This is a genomic window from Streptomyces sp. NPDC048257 (assembly GCF_043201855.1).
Classification (GTDB): domain Bacteria; phylum Actinomycetota; class Actinomycetes; order Streptomycetales; family Streptomycetaceae; genus Streptomyces.
Genome location: NZ_JBICZI010000025.1, coordinates 62,265 through 81,207 on the forward strand (window position 1 = coordinate 62,265; position 18,943 = coordinate 81,207).

The following is an 18,943-nucleotide window of genomic DNA, read 5'->3' on the forward strand; positions in this document are numbered from 1 at the left end:
GTTCCCGGGCGGCCCTCGCGTCGTTGTGCCTGAAGAGAGTGGAAGGCTGAGAGCAGGGGGTGCCCCATGGGGCGAGTGGTGCTGGAGCGATTTCCCGCCGGAAGTCCGAGGGGAAGCTGGCCCGCCGAGGAGTACGCGGCGCAGCGGATGCGCGAGGGCGTACAGGCCGAGGTGGTCATGGACCTGGACAGCGACGCGTTCCTCGTCGTGGTCCGTCAGCGGGAGGCCCGTTCCGGTCACTGACCGCCCGCGGGAAGATCCGGTGGGCGCACGGCCCTTGGCCTCGCGCCCGCGCAGCCCCACACTGACCCGATGACGCAGCGTGTGGACCTCGCGACGGTAATGGACCGGCTGGCGATCGACGAAGTGGTCACGGGGTACGCCGTGGCCGTCGACGACGGTGACTGGGCCGCGTACCGGGCCCTGTTCACCTCCGGCGGCAGGGCCGACTACAGCTCGGCGGGCGGGATCGAGGGCCCGGCGGCGGAGGTCGCGGACTGGCTGGCGCAGACCATGACGCTCTTCCCGGTCCGCCAGCACCTGATCGTCAACCGGCTGATCCGGCTGGAGGACCTGGGCGGCTCGCCCGGCGACGGCGCCGAGGTCCGGGCGGACTTCCTCAATCCGATGCGGCTGGCGGGGCCGGACTCCGACCCCGCCGTCACCTCGCCCAACTTCGTCGCCGCCGGACGCTACACCTTCGCGCTGGCCCGCACCCGTGACGGCTGGCGGCTCACCCGCGTCACCGTGCACGAGACGTGGCGGCACATGACCGCCTGAGCCGCCCAGGCCCGAACGGGACCGGTCCCGGATCCGGGCCGGAACCCTGCCGGACCCGCTCGGCTCGGCCCGGAACGTCCGGCACTGCCACACTGGAAACGGAGGCGCGCCATGATCACGATGCCCGGCCGGTGGTGGTCCCCCCGGTGGCGCGCGCCCGCCGCGGTGGCCGCCGGGGCGCTGCCCGCCCTCGCCTTCCCCGCCCCCGCGCTCTGGTGGTTCGCCTACGCCGCCCTCGTGCCCTGGATGCTGCTGCTGCGGTCGGCCCCCACCGGCCGGCGGGCGGCCCTGGAGGGCTGGATCGGCGGCGCCGGGTTCATCCTGGCCGTCCACCACTGGCTGCTGCCCAGCCTGCACGTGTTCCTGGTCCCGGTGGCCGCGCTGGTCGGGGTGCTCTGGATCCCCTGGGCCCTGCTGGTGCGGGAGTTGCTCGGCGGGGTCCCGGCGGCGGGCCGCGCCTGCTGCGCGCTCGTCCTCGTACCGGCGGGATGGCTGCTGTCCGAGCTGGTCCGGTCCTGGCAGGGGCTGGGCGGGCCGTGGGGGCTGCTGGGGGCGAGCCAGTGGCAGGTGGCGCCCGCGCTGCGGCTGGCCTCGGTGGGCGGGGTGTGGCTGGTCAGCCTGCTGGTGGTGGCGGTGAACTGCACACTGGTGCTGCTGCTCGCGGTGCCGGGGGCACGGCTCCCGGCGGTGGCGGGGATGACCGGGTGCGCGGTGCTGACCGGCGTGGTGTGGGTGTGGGCGGCGCGACCTGCGGAGTCGGGCGGGCTGCGCGTGGCCGTCGTGCAGCCGGGGCTGGTGGCGGACGGCCCGGACAGTGCGGAGCGGCGGTTCGACGTCGGTGAGCGGCTGACCCGGCCGCTGGCCGGGCAGCGGGTCGACCTGGTGGTCTGGGGCGAGAGCAGTGTCGGCGCGGACCTGACCGCCCGCCCGGACCTGGCCGGGCGGCTGGCCGCCCTGTCGGCGGAGGTCGGGGCTCCACTGCTGGTGAACGTGGACGCGCGGCGGGCGGACCGCCCCGGGATCTACAAGAGCGCGGTGCTCGTGGGCCCACAGGGCCCCACCGGCGACCGGTACGACAAGATGCGGCTCGTCCCCTTCGGGGAGTACGTACCGGCCCGCGCGCTGTTCGGCTGGGCCACCTCCGTCGGCAGGGCCGCCGGCGAGGACCGCGTGCGCGGCGAGGCCCCGGTGGTGATGGACCTGCCCCTTCGGCCGGGCGGGCGCACCGGGGTCCGCATCGGCCCACTGGTCTGCTTCGAGTCGGCCTTCCCGGACATGAGCCGGCGCCTCACCCTCGACGGGGCCTCCCTGCTCGTCGCCCAGTCGGCCACGTCCTCGTTCCAGGAGAGCTGGGCCCCGGCCCAGCACGCCTCGCTGGCCGCACTGCGGGCGGCGGAGAACGGCCGCCCGATGGTGCACGCCACCCTCACGGGCATCAGCGTCGTGAACGGACCGTCCGGCGAGCGGATCGGCGCGGCCCTTCCCACCTCCGCGAGCACGGCGGCGGTGTACGAGGTCCCGCTCGCCCGGGGCACGACCCTCTACGTCCGCTTCGGGGACTGGCCGGTGGCCGCCGCCCTGGCCGCCCTGGCGGTGTACTGCGCGGTGGTGGGCAGCCGTTCGCTCAGGAGGCCTGCTCCAGAGCCGAGCTCACCACCTTCTCGCACAGCTCGTGGGTGAGCAGCGCGTCACGGGCGCTGAGGGTGGAGCCCTCCGCGACGGCCTCCAGGAAGCGGTCGACGACCTGTTCGATGCCGCGCTGGCGGCCGACCGGGACCCAGTCCCCGCGGCGCCGCACGGTCGGCTGGCCCTTGTGGTCGATGACCTCGGCCAGGTTGACGACCTGCCGCTTGGTGTCGCGGCCGGACACCTCCAGGATCTCCTCGGTGGAGCCCGACAGGCGGTTCATGATGCCGAGGGCCGTGAAGCCGGCGCCGGACAACTGGAGCACCACCTGGTGCATCAGCCCCTCGCGCACCACCGCCCGGACGTCGACGTGCTCGGCCTCCCCGGGCAGCAGGAACCGCAGGGTGTCCACGACGTGGATGAAGTCGTCCAGCACGAGCGTGCGCGGGTCCTCGGGCAGGCCGACCCGGTTCTTCTGCATGACGATCAGCTCGCGGGCGTGGTCGGCGCACTGCACGTAGGCGGGCGCGTAGCGGCGGTTGAAGCCGACGGCGAGCGAGACCCCGAGCTCCTCGGCCCGTTCCACCAGCTGCCGTGACTGCGCGATCTCGTAGGCGAGCGGCTTGTCCACGTAGGTCGGCACGCCGGCCTCCAGCAGCCGGGTGACGATCTCGGGGTGGGCGACGGTCGCGGCGTGCACGAAGGCCGCGTCGAGCCCCTCGGCGAGCAGCGCGTCGAGAGCGGTGTGCCGGCGCGCGGCCGGGACGTGATGGGTGTCGCCGACCCGCTCCAGCGCGTCGGGGTTACGGGTCTGCAGGTGCAGCTCGAGGCCCGGGCGGGTGGTGAGGACGGGCAGGTACGCCTTCTGCGCGATGTCGCCGAGTCCGATGCAGCCGACCTTCACCGGGCGCCTCCAGGTTCGTTCCTTGTGGGATTCCCGCAGCTTAATCCCTGGTGGCAGGGGCCTGGTTCGCCGAGGATGAGCCGCATGACCACCAGTTCTGGATCACACCGCAACGAACCCGCCACCACCGCCGACGAGCGGGACATGCTGGACGGGTGGCTCGACTACCACCGTTCCACCCTCGCCTGGAAATGCGAGGGGCTCCAGGACGAACAGCTGCGCCGCACCCCGCTCGCGCCCTCCGAGTTGAGCCTCCTGGGCCTCGTACGGCACATGGCGGAGGTGGAGCGGTACTGGTTCCGGGAGATCATCCTGGGCGAGGACCTGCCCGAGCTGTACTGCACGAACGAGGATCCGGACGGCGACTTCCACTTCACCGACCAGGCGACCTGGGCCGAGGCCGAGCAGGTCTGGCAGACCGAGGTCGAACTGGCGCGCCAGGCCGCCGCGGGGCGGTCGCTGGACCTGGTCTCGCAGGCCGAGAGCCACCACCGCGGCGAGGTGTTCAGCCTGCGCTGGGTCTACACCCACATGATCGAGGAGTACGCCCGCCACAACGGCCACGCGGACCTGGTGCGGGAGCAGATAGACGGCGCCACCGGCGACTAAGGACCTTCGCCCCTGAGGCCGTCTCTTCGGGTGTCCCCGTCACCCGTGCGGGGTGAATATCGGCTCCGGGTTTTCGCAACGGGGTCCTCGCACAGCAGAGTTGCGCGGGTGCATCCAACCCGAACCACGACAACGCTGCTGCTCGGAGTCGCCTGCGCCGTCTCGGCGGTCTCCGGCTGTGTGAATGTGAGCCCCGGACCCGCGCAACCGGCGACGGCCCCCGCCGCCGGGGTACCGCCCCGCCACGAGCCGCGCGGCGGGCCCGGGGCCGCCCCCGTGGTCGTCCGGGCGCCCGCCCTGGAGGCGCTGGAGGCGGTGGAGGCCGCCCCGGAGCGGCCCGTGGCCCCGGCGGCCCCCGCACCCGCCCAGCGGTCCGCACAGCGCCCCGTACCGGGCGGCTCCGGCGGGCCCGTGCGGGAGGCTCCGCCGGTCCCGGACATCCCCGAGCCGCGGCGGGCCGCCGAGCCGGTCTCCGGCCCTCCGGGCGGCCGTCCCCCAAAGCGGGGCCGGCCCGACGCCGAGGTGGAGCGCGAGCTGATCCGGAAGCTGCCGGTGCGGCCGGCGGACGTGTGCGCACTGGGCCGCAGGCACGGCCGCTGGCATCCCGACAGCCCGGAGGCCCGGATCTGCGCGGGCGTCCACACGGACTGACCGCCCGCGGGAGCCCACGGGCTCACGGGCCTACGGGGACTGCTCGGGGAACGGCCGCGGCCCGGCTCCCGGTTCCGCGGCCAGGCGCCGCTCCAGCCGTGCGATGGCGGCCCGTACGCCGTTCCCGTACCCGTCGTCGGACAGCGCCCCGGTGGCCGCGCGGGCCCGCGCCAGGTGGACCCGGGCCGCCTCCGGCCGCTGCAGTTTCACGTAGTCCGCGGCCAGGCTGAGGTGCAGGGACGGGTAGAACACGCGCACGGCCGGATGCGGCTCCCGCTGCGCGGGCCGCCCGTCCCGGTGCGGCCCGTCCCCCGGCACGCCGGCGGCGGCGGTCAGGGCCCGCAGGTCCCAGGCCAGCTCATCGGCGGGATCGTCCTGGGCGTCGGCCATGTAGTGGGCCAGGGTGCAGCGGTGGAGGGAGTCCCCCTCCTCGCCGATCTCGGACCAGATCTCGCCGAGCCGGTTGCGGGCCTCCTCGCGGTCCCCGGCGTGCAGCAGGATGACCGCCTGGCCGATCCTGGTCATGACGGCGTCCTCCGACGCCTCCTGCTGCTCCGTCACGGCGGCCTCCGACTTGCTCTGCCAGACCTGCTCCGGTCTGATCATCTAGAAGCTAGCCGGAGGTACCGGCAATGGCGCCGAGGCGCGGCGTGGTGGGAGGTCAGCCGAGGTTCGGGATCCGCCAGTCGATCGGCTCGTGTCCCTGGGCGGCGATGGCCTCGTTGATCTGCGTGAAGGGCCGAGACCCGAAGAACTTCTTGGCCGACAGCGGCGAGGGGTGGGCGCCCTTGACGACCACGTGCCGCTCCTCGTCGATCAGCGGGATCTTCTTCTGGGCGTAGGCGCCCCACAGGACGAAGACGGCCGGGTCGGGGCGCTCGGACACCGCGCGGATCACGGCGTCGGTGAACTTCTCCCAGCCCTTGCCCTTGTGCGAATTGGGCTCGGCCTCCCGGACCGTGAGCACCGCGTTGAGCAGCAGGACGCCCTGCTCGGCCCACGGCATCAGGTATCCGTTGTCCGGGATCGGCAGGTCGAGCTCCTCCTTCATCTCCTTGTAGATGTTGCGCAGCGAGGGCGGGGTCTTGACCCCGGGCTGCACGGAGAAGCACAGGCCGTGACCCTGGCCGGCTCCGTGGTACGGGTCCTGGCCGAGGACGAGCACCTTCACCCGGTCGAAGGGGGTGGCGTCGAGGGCGGCGAACACCTGCTCGTGGGGCGGGTAGACCGGCCCGTTCGCCCGCTCCTTCTCGACGAACTCGGTGAGCTCTTTGAAGTAGGGCTGGTCCAGCTCCCCGCCGAGGACGGGGAGCCAGGACTCGGGCAGCATCTGGGTCACGGCGACAACCTCCGGTACAAGTTCGTGCAACTGCTCCAGAACCTACCGGGCCCCACTGACAATGCGTCGGCCGCCCGGGAACCGTCCCGGGCGGCCGACGCACGGATGCCGGGGCTACCAGCTGGTCTTGCGGTACAACTCCCACATCTGCATGGCGGTCTGCGGGTCCAGCGCCCGCTCGCCGCCCGCAATGTCCTCGCGTGCCGCGACGTACAGCTTGCCCTGCCACAGGGGCAGCAGGCGGACGTCCTCGGCGAAGATCTGCTGCGCGCGCTCGAACTCCTGGACCCCGGCCGAGCGGTCGCCCTCGCGGCGGGACTTGGGCAGCAGGTCGGTCAGGATCTCGGCGGGCTCGTACGGGGTGCCGACCGCGTTCTCCTTGCCGACGAACGGCGCGATGAAGTTGTCCGGGTCCGGGAAGTCGGGGAACCAGCCACGGCCGAAGACCGGGTACTCGCCCGTCTTGTAGCCGGTCTGGAAGGTCTTCCAGGGCTGGCTGCGCAGGGTGATCTTGAAGAGCAGGCTCTCGTCGAGCTGTCGCTTGAGTTCGGTGAACTCGTCGGCGGTGGAGGAGCCGTACCGGTCGGTCGTGTACCAGAAGGTCAGCTCGACCGGCTGGGTGATCCCGGCGTCCTTGAGGATCTTCTTGGCCTTGGCGACGTCCGCGGCCCCGTACTTGTCGTAGAAGGGCGTCTTGTGGCCGACGACCCCCTTCGGAACCATCGAGTACAGCGGCTCGGCGGTGCCGTGGTAGACCTTGGAGACGAGGGCCCCTCGGTCGATGATCTGCGCGATGGCCTGGCGGACCGGGAGCTTGGCGACCGCCGGGTCCTTGGGGTTGAAGACCAGGTAGCGGATCTCGGCGCCGACGTTCTCGACGACCTGGACGCCCAGGGCGTGTGCCGCGGGGGTCTGCAGGTCCGTGATCTCCGAGGCCGACAGGCCTCGGTAGGTGGCGTCGATCTCCTTCGCCTTCAGCGCGGCGACCATCTTCGGGGAGTCCGCGAAGTAGCGGATCGTCACCGCGTTGTTACGGCGGTTGGCGAAGCCGGTGTAGTTCGGGTTCTTGGTGAGGACCGCCTCGGCGCCGTCCTTGTACGAGTCGAGCACGTACGGGCCGGAGCCGGTGATCTTGTCGCCCTCGCGGACCTTGTCGGCCGGGTAGTCCTTGGGCGCGACGAGCGAGGCGGCGGGCGAGCCGAGGACGTACGGGAAGGTGGCGTCCGAGGTGTTCAGGTGGAAGACGACGGTCAGTGCGTCCGGCGTCTCGATCTTGTCGAGGGTGCCGAAGAGGCCCTTGGGGCCGACGTTGGAGCCGATGGTCTTGATCCGGTCGAGGGAGTGCTTGACCGCCTTGGAGTCGAGCGCCTCTCCGTTGGAGAACTTCAGGCCCTTGCGCAGGGTGCACCGGTAGGCCTGACTCGCCGCGTCCGTGAACTCGCAGCTCTGGGCCGCGTCGGGCTGGGGCTTGCTGGAGCCCGTCGGGAAGGCCAGCAGGGTCTGGTAGACATTCCGGTACAGCTCCCAGGAGCCGTCCCACGCGGCCGCCGGATCGAGGGTGCTCGGTGCGCTCGTGGTACCGACGACGATCCTCTTCGTGTCGTCGCCGTCGTCCTCCGACAGCAGGCCGCATCCGGCGAGCAGGGATATGGACGCAAGGGCCGCAGTGATCTGCAGGCTTCTGGTCCGGTTGAACACGTGCACGCTCCTCGATCAGCCATGGGTGCGGCAGACCCTACCGCAGTGCCCCACGAATCCAATGGGTTGGTTTCGTGGGGCACTTGACCGGTTCCGTGCATATTCGATACGCATTTACCTCCCTTTCGGAGGCAAATACGTCCGATTATCGGTCAGTGCACCCCGGCATTGAGGAACATCCCTCCGTCAACGACCAGAGTTTGCCCTGTGATCCATTCCGCTTGTGCAGATGTGAGGAACGCCGCCGCCCCTCCGATGTCCTGCGGGAGCCCGAGGCGGCCGAGCGGGTAGGCCGCCGCGGCCTCCTTCTCCCGGCCCTCGTAGAGCGACTGCGCGAACTGCGTCTTGACCACCGCGGGGGCGATCGCGTTGACCCGCACCCCGGGCGCCATCTCGTGCGCGAGCTGGAGGGTGAGGTTGACCATGGCGGCCTTGCTCATCCCGTACGCACCGATGAAGGGCGAGGCGGAGACCCCGGCGATGGAGGCGATGTTCACGATCGCACCGCCGTTCTCCTTCTGCCAGGCGTGCCAGGTCCGCTGGGCGAAGCCGAGCGCCGAGATCACATTGGTCTCGAAGACCTTCCGCGCGACCCCGAGGTCCAGGTCGGCGATCGGCCCGAAGACCGGGTTCGTGCCGGCGTTGTTCACCAGGAAGTCGACCCGGCCGAAGGCCTCCATCGTGCGCTCGACGGCGACGGCCTGGTGGGCCTCGTCGTGCGCCTTGCCGGCGACACCGATCACCCGGTCCGCACCGAGCCGCTCGACGGCCTCCTTGAGGGCGTCCTCGTTGCGCCCGGTGATGCAGAGCCGGTCGCCGCGGGCGACCAGCGCCTCGGCGATTCCGTAGCCGATGCCCCGGCTCGCTCCGGTGATCAGCGCGACCTTGCCGCTGTCGATGCCGTTGTACGTCATGTCGTACGCCCTGCCTCTCGTGAGCTCGTCAGTTGAGCGGGCCGCCGGCCACGTACATGACCTGGCCGGAGACGAAGCCCGCGGCCTCGCCCGTGAAGAAGGCGATCGCGTGGGCGATGTCGTCCGGACGGCCGACGCGCTGGACCGGGATCTGGGTGGCGGCCGCCGCCTGGAAGTCCTCGAAGCCCATGCCGACGCGGGCGGCCGTCTGGGCGGTCATCTCGGTGACGATGAACCCGGGGGCGACGGCGTTGGCGGTGACGCCGAACTTGCCGAGCTCGATGGCCAGGGTCTTGGTGAAGCCCTGCAGACCGGCCTTGGCGGCGGAGTAGTTGACCTGGCCGCGGTTGCCGAGCGCCGAGCTGCTGGAGAGGTTCACGATGCGGCCGAACTTGGCCTCCACCATGTACTTCTGGCAGGCCTTGGACATCAGGAAGGCCCCGCGCAGGTGCACGTTCATGACCGTGTCCCAGTCGGTCTCGGTCATCTTGAAGAGCAGGTTGTCGCGCAGCACACCCGCGTTGTTGATCAGGATGGTCGGGGCGCCGAGCTCGCTCGCGACGCGCGCGACGGCCGCCTCCACCTGCGCGCCGTCGGAGACGTCGCAGCCGACCGCCAGGGCCTTGCCGCCGGCCGCGGTGATGGCCTCGACGGTGTCCTTGCAGGCCGCCTCGTCCAGGTCGAGTACGGCGACGGCCCGGCCCTCGGCGGCCAGGCGTACGGCGGTGGCCGCGCCGATGCCCCGGGCCGCCCCGGTCACGATCGCGACGCGCTGCTCGGTGGTGGACATGCTGGATCTCCTCGCCCTTGAGAGGCGGCCGCCCAGAGGTGAGCAACCGCTTAGTAGCTTCAGCTGAGGAGACGCTAGGAGCCCGGACACCCGGTGTCAACGCCACGCAGTCCGGCGCCGTCGTGCACCATCCCGGCCCCGCCGGCGTTTGCGGCGCTCTTTCGGCCTGGCCGGCGTTTCGGGGCACGGCGGCCCGGGGGCGGAGCCCCCGGACCCGCGTCAGCGGACCAGCAGGTCCAGCAGCCGTTCCACCTCCGCCGCCGGGTCGGCCGTCAGGCCCGTGTGCACCGGGCCCGGCTGCACCACGGTGCTCCGCGGGGCGATCAGCCAGCGGAACCGGCGCCCCGCGTCGTCACCCGCCGCCTGCCCCGCCTCGGCCCCGCCGCTGCACACGCCCTCGACCCCGCGCAGCGCGGCCCGTACCCCGGCCACATCGGCCCCGGGATCCAGCGCGAGGAGCTTCGCCTCGTCGAGGTGGGTGCGCGCGGCGACGTACGTGTGCGCCCGGCAGTAGACGATCACACCGGCGTTGAAGCACTCGCCCCGTTCCATCCGGGGCACCACGCGCACCAGCGCGTACTCGAACACGTCCCGCTTGGTCACTCGCTGTCGCTCTTCTTCCGGTGGGTCTTGTGGGGCCATTCCGGCAGGTGGTCGGTGAGCCAGCCGGGAGGTCCGGCCGGGGCCTTCACCTCGGCCTCCAGCGAGATCCTCTCGTGGATCGTGGCCGCGCGCGGCAGCAACGCCTCCACGTAGGCGCGGCGCAGCGCGTCGGTGGAGTCGAAACCGGGCTCGTCGACCAGCCACTCGTCGGGGACGTCGGCCGCGACCTCGGTGAGCAGCTCCTCGGTCACCAGCGGCGCGAGCGCGGCGGCCGCGGCGGTGATGTCGGGGCCCACGGGGGCCAGTACGTGGTCGGAGGCGTTGTAGGGCTTGGCGGCCGCGGCCCCGGCAGTGGGCCAGTTGTGGTGCCAGATCATGGTGGCGCCGTGGTCGATGAGCCACAGGTCCCCGTGCCAGACCAGCATGTTCGGGTTGCGCCAGGACCGGTCGACGTTGTTGATGAGGGCGTCGAACCAGACCACGCGCCCCGCCTCGACCGGGTCCACCTGGTACGCCAGGGGGTCGAAGCCGATCGAGCCGGGCAGGTAGTCCATGCCGAGGTTGAGCCCGCCGCTGGCCTTGAGCAGCTCCTGGACCTCCTGGTCGGGCTCGCCGAGCCCGATCACGGGGTCGAGCTGCATCTGCACCAGCCGCGGGACCCTCAGCCCCAGCCGCTGGGCCAGACGGCCGCAGATGACCTCGGCGACCAGGGTCTTGCGGCCCTGGCCGGCTCCGGTGAATTTCATGACGTAGGTACCGAGGTCGTCGGCCTCGACGATTCCCGGGAGCGAGCCGCCCTCACGCAGGGGCGTGACGTAACGGGTCGCGATCACTTCGGACAGCATCCGCCCAGGTTACGGGGGTCAGGCCGCCGGAGCCCACTGCATAAGCAGCTCTTCGGTCGTGGTGATGGCCGCCACCAGCGCGAGGGAGTTGCGGATCACCTCCGCGGTGCAGGAGGCGGGCACTCCGGCGATGGCGTCGGCCGGGACCACCACCTGGTAGCCGAGGTTCACGGCGTCGAAGACGGTGTTCGGGACGGCGATGTTGGACGAGACCCCGGTGACGACGAGGGTGCGGATGCCGAGATTGCGCAGCAGGGCGTCCAGATCGGTGCCGGCCATCGGGGAGAGCCCGTGCAGGCGGCGCACCACCAGGTCCTGCTCGGCGACCGTGACGGGGGCGGCGACCTCCACCGCCGCGCTCCCGGTCAGCTGGCGCACCGGCAGCTTCCCGGCGGCCCGGAAGAGGCGTGCGTTGCTGTTCGCCCCGCGTCCGTCCGGACGCCGTTCGGCGACCGCGTGCAGCACCTGTACGCCGGCCCCGCGCGCGGCGTCGGCCAGCGCGGCCACCCGCGCCAGCATCCCGGAGTCCCGGGCCTCCTTGGCGAGTTCGGGCAGCGCGCTCTCCTCGCCCACGACACCGTTCTGGCACTCGACGGTGAGCAGCGCGGTGGTGGCGGGATCGAGATCCGGCATGGCTCCCCCTGGCGTGGCGACGGAAGAGCCCTCATGATTCCTGACACATAGTCAGATGTGAAGGGGCGCGGGACGGATGGACGAGACTCAGCGGCGGGGCCGCCGCATCATGATGAGCGACACGGAGGTGGACGCCTTCCTGCGCGAGCAGCGGACCTGCCGGGTGGCGACGGTCTCCCCCGACGGCCGCCCGCACGTGGGCGCCCTGTGGTTCGCGTGGGACGGCAGCTCCCTGTGGCTGTACTCGATCACGCGCAGCCGGCGCTGGTCCGACCTGCGCAAGGACCCGCGGGTCTCGGTGGTCGTGGACGCGGGCGAGTCCTACGACGAGCTGCGCGGGGTGGAGTTGTCCGGGAGCGCGGTCTTCGTGGGCGAGGCTCCGCGCACGGGCGAGCCGTGCCCCGAACTGGCCGAGGCCGAACGGATCTTCCCGGTCAAGAACTTCGGGATCGAGGAGATGCCGCACGACGGGCGGCACGCCTGGATCCGCCTCACTCCGGAGTCGGTGGTCTCCTGGGACTTCCGCAAGCTCTAGACACCCCCTCCGGGAGGGTTCGGGCCGTCACCGCAGGCCGGCGGCCACGTGTTGCATGGTGTCGACCGCGGCCCGGATGGAGGGCCGCCGGTCGGCGTCCGCGCGCCAGACGGCGTACACGTGGCGGCGTACGCTGTCGCAGACCGGCAACAGCCGGACCCCCGGCGGCACGGGGCCGCGGCCCAGCTTCGGCGCCACGCACACGCCGAGTCCGGCTTCCACGAAGGCCAGCTGGGTGTGGTGCTCCTCGGCGATGTGGGCGATGCGCGGCTCGATGCCCGTCCCCCGCAGGGTGAAGACCAGCCACTCGTGGCAGAACTGCCCCTCGTTCCAGGAGATCCAGTCGTCGTCGCCGAATTCGGCGAGGGAGATTCCGGAGCTCGGGGAGATCCCGGTCAGGTCGGCCAGCCGGTGGCCGGCCGGGACCGCGATGTCGACGGTGTCGTCCAGCAGGTGGGTCCGGGTGAGCTCCGCGGGCACCGGCATCCGCTTGTTGTGCCAGTCGATCGCCAACGCCAGGTCGAGGTCCCCGCGCACGACGGCCGCCATGCTCTCCTCGGGCTCCTGCTCGCGCACCCGGACCCGCAGCTCCGGATGCGCGGTGCGCAGCTCGGCCAGGACCTGGGGCAGCAGCCCGCGCATGGCGGTCGGGAAGGCGCCGATGCGCAACTCCCCCACGGCGCAGCCCCGCTGGGCCTCGACATCGGCCTGGGCGAGTTCCACCTGGGAGATGATCCGGGCCGCGTGATCGGCGAGCAGCCGCCCGGCGTCGGTGAGCCGGACCCCGCGCCCGTTCCTGGCCAGCAGGGGCTGCCCCACCTCGCGCTCCAGCTTGGCCATCTGCTGGGACACGGCGGAGGTGGTGACGTGGAGGCCATCGGCCGCACCGCTGACCGAACCGTGGCGGGCGAGGGCGTCGAGGGTGCGCAGGCGCTCCAGGTTCAACATGTAAGCAATGCTACGTCGTCACTCAGAGAAACTCTCGCTTGTCCTACGAAGTTGACAAGAGCACAGTAAGGGTCATGAGCGCACCGACCACCCCCGGGCCGACCCTCCCGGCCGCCGCCCCGGCCCCCACCGCGACCACGGCCTCCACCGCCCCCACCGCCCCCACGGCCCGCCGGCTCCGGGGCGGCCTCCTCGACTGGCGGGTCCGGTTCGCGATCCTCTCGGTCATCTGGGGCTTCAGCTTCCTCCTGATCAAGGTCGGCACGGAGGCGTACGCGCCCTTCCAGGTGGCGCTGGGCCGGGTCCTGTTCGGCGCGCTCGCCCTCCTCACGGTGCTGCTGGTCCGCCGCGAGCCGCTCCCCCGGGGACTGCGCACCTGGGGCCACCTCACCGTGGCGGCGCTCCTGCTCAACACCGCCCCCTTCTCGCTCTTCGCGTACGCGGAGCTGAGCATCCCCTCCAGCCTGGCCGGCATCTGCAATGCCACCTCGCCGCTGTGGGGGATGGCGCTGTCGCTGGTCGCCCTGTCCGAGGACCGTCCGACGCGCCGCCGCTTCGCCGGGCTGGGCCTGGGCTTCCTCGGCGTCCTCACCGTGCTCGGCGCCTGGCAGGGCTTCTCCGGAGTCGATGCCAAGGGCACCGCGTTCGCCCTGGCGGCTTCGCTCTGCTACCCCATCGGCTGGATCTACGTCCGCCGCACGCTGGCCGGGACCCCGGGATCCCCGGTGGCCCTGACCGGCGGGCAGCTCATGGTCTCCACGCTCCAGCTCGCGCTCGTGAGCGCCCTGTTCACCTCGGCGCCCGGCTCGTTCCCGCTCTGGCCGACCCTGTCGGTGATCGCGCTGGGCGCGCTCGGCACGGGCATGGCCCTGCAGATGCAGTACGGGCTGGTGACGGAGGTCGGCCCGACCACCGCCCAGATGGTCACGTACTTCATCCCGGTCATCGCCACCACGGCGGGGGTCCTGGTCCTCGGCGAGCAGCTCCACTGGAACACCCCGGTCGGCGCGGCGATCGTCCTGGCCGGAGCGGCCCTCACGCAGACCCGCCCCGGGGCCCGCAAGCCCGCCTGATCAGCGCCGGGGCGGCCCGGCCCGGCGCTGCGGCGCCCTCGGGCCGACCGCCCCGGCGTCCCGCCGGCAGGACCGGGCGGCCGCCGGACCGGGGCGGCCACCGGACTCGGCCCGCGGTCAGTCGGACCGCACCCCCGCCGCCCCCGGACTGGCCGCCGCGGCCACCGCGTCGGCGAGGCCCTGCACCTCCGCCACCGCCAGCCGGGACACCGTCAGCCGCACCGCCGGCCCCGCCTCGACCCGGAAGATGGCCCCGGCGGACACCGCCCAGCCCGCGGCGAGCAGCCTCGTCACCACCACCGTCTCGTCGGCCACCGGCACCCAGACGTTCATGCCGCTCTTCCCGTGCGCCCGCACCCCCCGCTCCCGCAGCGCCCCGACCAGCGCGTCCCGCCGCTCCCCGTAGGCGTGGGCCACCACCGCCGGGTCCACGGAGCCCGAGGTCCACAGCTCCACCACCGCGTACTGCAGCAGCCGGCTCACCCAGCCCGGCCCCAGCCGCTGCCGCCCCCGCAGCCGGTCCAGCGTGACCGCGTCGCCGGTCAGCACCGCGAGCCGCAGGTCCGGCCCGTACGCCTTCGCCGTGGAGCGGACCAGCACCCAGTGCCGGGTCACCCCGCCCAGCGAATGCAACGGCAGGTCGACGATCCCGTGACCGTGGTCGTCCTCGATCAGCAGCACCTCCGGGTGTCGCGCCAGCAGGGCCCGCAGCTCCGCAGCCCGCTCCGCGCCCACCGCGGCCCCGGTCGGGTTCTGCGCCCGCGCGGTCACCACCAGCGCCCGCGCCCCGGCCGCCAGGGCTCGCGCCATGGCGTCGACCCGGGGGCCGTCGTCGTCCACGGCCACCGGCAGTACGCGCAGCCCGAGCGCCGGGACCAGGTCCAGCGCTCCGCCCCACCCCGGGTCCTCGACCGCCACCGCGTCCCCCGGCCGCAGGTGGGCCACGAGTACCCGTTCGATCCCGTCCAGCGCACCGGAGGTCACCGCCACCGGACCCGGCGGCACTGCGTCCGCGTCGAAGCCGGCCCGGGCGAGTCTCGCGAGCTCCGGGGCGACCGGGCCCTCCCCGTAGAGGGTCGGTGCCTGCGCGTACCTCCGGGCGGCCGCCGCCAGCGGCCCGTCCAGCGAAGGGAGCAGCGACACGTCCGGATTGCCCTCCGCGAGGTCCCGTACGCCCTGCGGCACCAGCATCCGCAGCGCGTCCCGCGGCGTGCTCGACGGGCGGGGCCGCACCCTGCTGCCGCGCCTCCCGTCGGTTTCGATGACCCCGCGCTCGCGCAGGGTCCGGTAGGCGGCGGCCACGGTGTTGGGGTTCACCCCCAGATCGCCCGCGAGTTCCCGCATCGGGGGGAGCAGTGAGCCGGGCGGGAGCGCGCCCGATGCCACGCTCGCCTCCACCCCGGCGGCGATATCCGCTGCGCGGCGTCCTGTGATCCGATAGTCTCCTAGCACAAACCACAGTATGCACTAGTGCAATGGAGTCGGCACCATGACCGCCACGCCCGCCACGGAGACGCCCGGGACGACCGAGGGGACCGAGTCGACCGGAAACTACGAGCCCACCGCCCGCACCGTCCCCACCCGCTCCCGCGACCGGGCGCGCTACGACCGCGAGACGGTGCACTCGATACTCGACGAGGCCTACGTCTGCCACCTCGGGTTCGTCCGCGACGGCGCACCCGTGGTCCTGCCGACGCTGTTCGCCCGCGTCGGTGAGTCGCTCTACATGCACGGCTCCACCGGCTCCCGCCCGCTGCTCGCGGCCGGCCGCACCGACCCGGGCCTCGCCGTCTGCGTGACCGTGACCCACGTCGACGGACTGGTCCTGGCCCGCTCGGCCTTCCACCACTCGCTCAACTACCGCTCGGTGGTCGTGCACGGCACCGCCCACCAGGTCACCGACGAGGCGGAGTGCCGGATGGCCCTGGACGCCATGGTCGACGCCGTCGTCCCGGGCCGCTCCACCGACGTCCGGCCCGCCAACGCCAGGGAACTCGCCGCCACCGCGGTGATCCGCGTGGACCTGACCGAGGTGTCCGCGAAGCTCCGTACCGGCCCGACGAACGACGACGCCGAGGACCTGGCCCTGCCCCACTGGGCGGGCGTGATCCCGGTGGCCCCGGCGTACGGAACCCCGGTGCCCGCCGCGGACCTGGCCCCCGGCATCACCCTTCCTGACTACCTCACCGCGCTCTGAGGCCTGCGCCGCACGGCGGTGGGCCGGGCGGTCGCGGGCCGGCGGGACTCCGCCGCGATCAGCGCGCCCACCGCCGTCAGCAGCAGTACGGTGCCCAGCACCACGGCGCCGGTCAGCCGCTCGCCGAGGACCAGGACGGCGATGACCGCCGCACTCACCGGTTCGATCAGCATGATCACGGACACGGTCGCGGCCCGCACGGCGGCGGCCCCCGTGAAGTAGAGCGCGTACGCCAGCGCCGTCGGCACGGTGGCGACGTACACCAGCAGCCACAGCACCCGTCCGAGATCGGCGGCGTGCGGCAGCAGCCCCTCCACCGCGGCGAGCGGCAGCAGGCACACCGTGCCCACCGCCACCGACCAGGCGGTCGTCACCAGCGGGTCCCCGCCCGCCCCTCGCTGCCCGAGCCAGCGGGCCCGCAGGGTCATCCCCGCGTACCCGGCGGCCGACAGCAGCGCCCAGCCGACGCCGGCCGGCCGCACCTCGCCGCCCCCGCTGCCCAGCACCAGTACGGCCAGCCCCGCGAGCGCCCCCAGGACGGCGGCCACGCCACCGCGGCCGAGCCGCTCGCCCATCCAGTACCGCGCCCCCAGCGCGATGATCACGGGCCCGGCTCCGAGGGTGACCACGGTGCCCACCGCGAGGCCCGTGTCGCGCACGGCGGCGAAGTAGGCGGCCTGGAAGAGGGTGAACAGCAGTCCGGTCCCGATCAGCGAACGCACCGAGGGCCGCACCCGGGACGGGCCGGGACGCGACCTGCGGACGGCGAGCACCCCCAGCAGCACCACGAGCCCGCCCGCGCAGCGCCAGAACGACAGGGCGAGCGGGCCGAGGTCACTGGCCAGGAAGAGGAGCGACGCGGCCGCCCCGGCGGTGCCCCAGGCGGCTCCGGCGACGACGAGGTACAGCAGACTGCGCCCGGCAGCGGGCGAATGGTTCGACACGAGATGTCTCCGCGCTTGCGTGAAGGATGAAAGAAGCAGGTCATCGCTTCGCGGGCAGCACGGACCCACCCAGGGGCTCCCCTGGCCGGGTACCTGTCGTGGTGGCGCCGCCCGCGCTAGGCGGCGGGCGGCGGAAGCACGGTCGAAAGCATGAGCGCCATCCTAGGGGGTTCGTGCCGGTCAGGCCGGACCCGATCGACAAGACACCCTCTAGGCCGACGTCGTCTCGCGGTCCAACACGGCCGGGAGGACCTCGGCCGGCGGAACCGGCCGCGAGGACTGGGCGATGAAGGCGCCGCCCAGCACCAGTCCGCCGCCGACGATCTGCCAGGTCGAGAGGTGCTCGCCGAGCAGGATCCAGGCGAAGACGGTCGCGACGACCGCCTCCAGGAAAGCCACCACGCCCGCGACCTGGGGCGAGAGCCTGCGCACCGAGACCACACCGGTCAGATAGGCGAAGACGGTCGCGATCAGCACCACCCAGGCGAGCAGCACCGGCGCGGGCACCATCGTGCCGCCGACGGAGGCCTGTCCGCCCAGCACCTGCCAGTCGATCTCCCACGGCCGGGCGATCACCGTCATCACCAGGGCGCCGACGAGCATGCCGTACGCGATCACCCCGAGGGGGTCGGGGGCGTCGTCCCCGTCGGCGCCCTGGTCGGCGAAGACGAAGTAGAAGGCCTGGCAGCAGGCGGCGGCGAGGCCGAAGAGCACGCCGAGCGGGTCCAGGCTCAGCCCGGACCAGATCTCGACCACGCAGGCCAGGCCGACGACGGCCACGGCGGCGCCCGCGGCGGCCCCGCGGGTCACGGGCTTGCGCTGCACGAAGCGGATGTAGCCGAGGAGCAGCGCCGGGCCCAGGTACTCCAGCAGCAGGGCCACACCGACCGGGATCCGGGACAGGGAGGCGAAGTAGAAGGCCTGCACACCCGCGACGGCGACCAGCCCGAAGCCCGCGAGCAGCGCGGGCCTGCGCAGGACGAGGTCACGGTGGCGCCAGGCCAGCGGGGACAGCACGAGCGCTGCCCCGGCCACCCTGAGCCAGACCATGTGGAGGGGGTCCAGACCCGCCTCGATCAGCGGCTTCGCCGCCACTCCGGAACCACCGAACGCGAACGCCGAGACGAGGGCGAGGCCCAGTCCGGCATTTCTCCCTGACGCTTGCATCCGGCCATCATGGCAGGACGAGTCAGGACCGTCACGAGGGTGACACCTGTTGAGACGGAGTCGAGATCATGCCCTCGGACTTCGCCGATATCTGACAGGTCGTCAGTATTGAATGTTCCGCCCGCCGGGGCTACCTTCCGCCGCACGTACCCGACGAGAAGGGGTGGTCGCATGGCTGAAGTCACCGCGGAATCACGCATCGAGGCGTCCGCCGCGCAGCTCTGGTCCCAGCTGACGGACTGGGACGCGTACGGGCAGTGGAGCATGACCCACACGAACTTCCCCAAGGGCGGCCCCGAGACCCTCGCGATCGGGTCCACCTTCGCGGAGAACATGAAGATGATGGGCTTCCCGGCCGAGGTCGTCTGGACCGTCTCGGAGCTGGAGGCCGAGCGGCTCTTCGCGATCACCGGCAAGGGGCCGATGGGCGTGGCCGTCCTCACCCGGTACACCCTGATCCCGGACGGCCAGGCCACCACGGTCCGCATCGACGGCGAGTTCACCGGGGCCGCCGTCTCCCTGATGGCGGGCAAGCTCAAGGACTCGGCCACCGCCGCACTGAACGAGTCGCTGCGCAAACTGGCCGGCCTGGTCATCTGACCCCCCGGGCACCCCACCCCGCCGGTCACCCCACCCCCGCGTGCACGAAGGCGCGCCCCACGAGCCGGGCTCGTGGGGCGCGCCTTG

22 protein-coding genes are annotated in these 18,943 nt (G+C 72.7%); 9 read left to right on the top strand and 13 right to left on the bottom strand.

The window, feature by feature from the left end; translation table 11 throughout:
- Window positions 1-66 precede the first annotated feature (66 nt).
- From ACGFZK_RS31710 to lnt, 3 genes are all read left to right on the top strand, one after another.
- Complete coding sequence (locus tag ACGFZK_RS31710; protein ID WP_365480734.1) at window positions 67-243, top strand: hypothetical protein; 177 nt, start codon at window positions 67-69, stop codon at window positions 241-243.
- Window positions 244-312: 69 nt separating this feature from the next.
- Window positions 313-780 carry a nuclear transport factor 2 family protein gene (locus ACGFZK_RS31715; RefSeq protein ID WP_393852287.1) on the top strand — a complete coding sequence of 156 codons (468 nt, stop codon included), beginning with the start codon at window positions 313-315 and terminating at the stop codon, window positions 778-780.
- Window positions 781-891: 111 nt separating this feature from the next.
- On the top strand, window positions 892-2,460 hold the full coding sequence (gene lnt / locus ACGFZK_RS31720) for an apolipoprotein N-acyltransferase (protein WP_393852288.1): 1,569 nt from the start codon (window positions 892-894) through the stop codon (window positions 2,458-2,460).
- Here the strand turns inward: lnt and ACGFZK_RS31725 are convergent.
- Window positions 2,405-3,310 (bottom strand): Gfo/Idh/MocA family protein, encoded by a 906-nt coding sequence (locus ACGFZK_RS31725; RefSeq protein ID WP_393852289.1) that lies wholly within the window; start codon window positions 3,308-3,310, stop codon window positions 2,405-2,407. The two genes, lnt and ACGFZK_RS31725, sit on opposite strands and share 56 nt — an antisense overlap.
- 84 nt (window positions 3,311-3,394) lie before the next feature.
- Here ACGFZK_RS31725 and ACGFZK_RS31730 point away from each other — a divergent pair, with 84 nt between their 5' ends.
- Together ACGFZK_RS31730 and ACGFZK_RS31735 are read left to right on the top strand one after the other, a co-directional pair.
- Window positions 3,395-3,919 (top strand): DinB family protein, encoded by a 525-nt coding sequence (locus ACGFZK_RS31730; protein ID WP_393852290.1) that lies wholly within the window; start codon window positions 3,395-3,397, stop codon window positions 3,917-3,919.
- 108 nt (window positions 3,920-4,027) lie between these two features.
- Complete coding sequence (locus ACGFZK_RS31735) at window positions 4,028-4,570, top strand: hypothetical protein (protein ID WP_393852291.1); 543 nt, start codon at window positions 4,028-4,030, stop codon at window positions 4,568-4,570.
- Between the two features lie 30 nt (window positions 4,571-4,600).
- Here ACGFZK_RS31735 and ACGFZK_RS31740 read toward each other — a convergent pair whose 3' ends face one another.
- The 8 genes from ACGFZK_RS31740 to ACGFZK_RS31775 form a co-directional block, all read right to left on the bottom strand.
- Window positions 4,601-5,176, bottom strand: coding sequence for a hypothetical protein (locus ACGFZK_RS31740; protein ID WP_393852292.1), 576 nt, complete (start codon window positions 5,174-5,176; stop codon window positions 4,601-4,603).
- 55 nt (window positions 5,177-5,231) lie between these two features.
- Complete coding sequence (locus ACGFZK_RS31745; protein WP_393852326.1) at window positions 5,232-5,900, bottom strand: uracil-DNA glycosylase; 669 nt, start codon at window positions 5,898-5,900, stop codon at window positions 5,232-5,234.
- A 123-nt stretch (window positions 5,901-6,023) separates the two neighbouring features.
- The gene (locus ACGFZK_RS31750) at window positions 6,024-7,607 is read right to left on the bottom strand and encodes an ABC transporter substrate-binding protein (RefSeq protein WP_393852293.1); all 1,584 of its coding nucleotides are present in this window, start codon (window positions 7,605-7,607) and stop codon (window positions 6,024-6,026) included.
- A 152-nt stretch (window positions 7,608-7,759) separates the two neighbouring features.
- Window positions 7,760-8,521, bottom strand: a complete 762-nt coding sequence (locus ACGFZK_RS31755) for an SDR family oxidoreductase (protein WP_393852294.1) — start codon at window positions 8,519-8,521, stop codon at window positions 7,760-7,762.
- A 28-nt stretch (window positions 8,522-8,549) separates the two neighbouring features.
- Window positions 8,550-9,311, bottom strand: a complete 762-nt coding sequence (fabG, locus tag ACGFZK_RS31760; RefSeq protein WP_393852295.1) for a 3-oxoacyl-ACP reductase FabG — start codon at window positions 9,309-9,311, stop codon at window positions 8,550-8,552.
- Between the two features lie 219 nt (window positions 9,312-9,530).
- Complete coding sequence (locus ACGFZK_RS31765) at window positions 9,531-9,914, bottom strand: DUF3037 domain-containing protein (RefSeq protein ID WP_030009794.1); 384 nt, start codon at window positions 9,912-9,914, stop codon at window positions 9,531-9,533.
- Window positions 9,911-10,759 carry a HipA family kinase gene (locus tag ACGFZK_RS31770; protein ID WP_393852296.1) on the bottom strand — a complete coding sequence of 283 codons (849 nt, stop codon included), beginning with the start codon at window positions 10,757-10,759 and terminating at the stop codon, window positions 9,911-9,913. The genes ACGFZK_RS31765 and ACGFZK_RS31770 overlap by 4 nt, the downstream gene beginning before the upstream one ends.
- An 18-nt stretch (window positions 10,760-10,777) precedes the next feature.
- The gene (locus ACGFZK_RS31775; RefSeq protein WP_393852297.1) at window positions 10,778-11,392 is read right to left on the bottom strand and encodes a cysteine hydrolase; all 615 of its coding nucleotides are present in this window, start codon (window positions 11,390-11,392) and stop codon (window positions 10,778-10,780) included.
- 76 nt (window positions 11,393-11,468) lie between these two features.
- On the opposite strand from ACGFZK_RS31775, the gene ACGFZK_RS31780 reads away from it, so the two are divergent.
- Window positions 11,469-11,927, top strand: coding sequence for a pyridoxamine 5'-phosphate oxidase family protein (locus ACGFZK_RS31780; RefSeq protein ID WP_393852298.1), 459 nt, complete (start codon window positions 11,469-11,471; stop codon window positions 11,925-11,927).
- Window positions 11,928-11,954: 27 nt separating this feature from the next.
- Here the strand turns inward: ACGFZK_RS31780 and ACGFZK_RS31785 are convergent, their stop codons facing one another.
- Window positions 11,955-12,875 (bottom strand): LysR substrate-binding domain-containing protein, encoded by a 921-nt coding sequence (locus tag ACGFZK_RS31785; RefSeq protein ID WP_393852299.1) that lies wholly within the window; start codon window positions 12,873-12,875, stop codon window positions 11,955-11,957.
- A gap of 74 nt (window positions 12,876-12,949) precedes the next feature.
- On the opposite strand from ACGFZK_RS31785, the gene ACGFZK_RS31790 reads away from it, so the two are divergent.
- Window positions 12,950-13,948 (top strand): DMT family transporter, encoded by a 999-nt coding sequence (locus ACGFZK_RS31790; RefSeq protein ID WP_393852300.1) that lies wholly within the window; start codon window positions 12,950-12,952, stop codon window positions 13,946-13,948.
- Window positions 13,949-14,065: 117 nt separating this feature from the next.
- Here ACGFZK_RS31790 and ACGFZK_RS31795 read toward each other — a convergent pair whose 3' ends face one another.
- Window positions 14,066-15,400 (bottom strand): aminotransferase class I/II-fold pyridoxal phosphate-dependent enzyme, encoded by a 1,335-nt coding sequence (locus ACGFZK_RS31795; RefSeq protein WP_393852301.1) that lies wholly within the window; start codon window positions 15,398-15,400, stop codon window positions 14,066-14,068.
- A 37-nt stretch (window positions 15,401-15,437) separates the two neighbouring features.
- Here ACGFZK_RS31795 and ACGFZK_RS31800 point away from each other — a divergent pair, with 37 nt between their 5' ends.
- Window positions 15,438-16,145: a pyridoxamine 5'-phosphate oxidase family protein gene (locus ACGFZK_RS31800; RefSeq protein ID WP_393852302.1), complete on the top strand. Its 708-nt coding sequence runs from the start codon at window positions 15,438-15,440 to the stop codon at window positions 16,143-16,145.
- On the opposite strand, the gene ACGFZK_RS31805 is transcribed toward ACGFZK_RS31800, so the two are convergent.
- Window positions 16,127-17,089: a DMT family transporter gene (locus tag ACGFZK_RS31805; protein WP_393852303.1), complete on the bottom strand. Its 963-nt coding sequence runs from the start codon at window positions 17,087-17,089 to the stop codon at window positions 16,127-16,129. The genes ACGFZK_RS31800 and ACGFZK_RS31805 overlap by 19 nt on opposite strands.
- Before the next feature lie 210 nt (window positions 17,090-17,299).
- Entirely contained in the window at window positions 17,300-18,256 is a 957-nt protein-coding gene (locus tag ACGFZK_RS31810) for a DMT family transporter (RefSeq protein WP_393852304.1), read from the bottom strand.
- A 171-nt stretch (window positions 18,257-18,427) separates the two neighbouring features.
- Here ACGFZK_RS31810 and ACGFZK_RS31815 point away from each other — a divergent pair, with 171 nt between their 5' ends.
- Complete coding sequence (locus tag ACGFZK_RS31815; RefSeq protein ID WP_393852305.1) at window positions 18,428-18,856, top strand: SRPBCC family protein; 429 nt, start codon at window positions 18,428-18,430, stop codon at window positions 18,854-18,856.
- Window positions 18,857-18,943 lie beyond the last annotated feature (87 nt).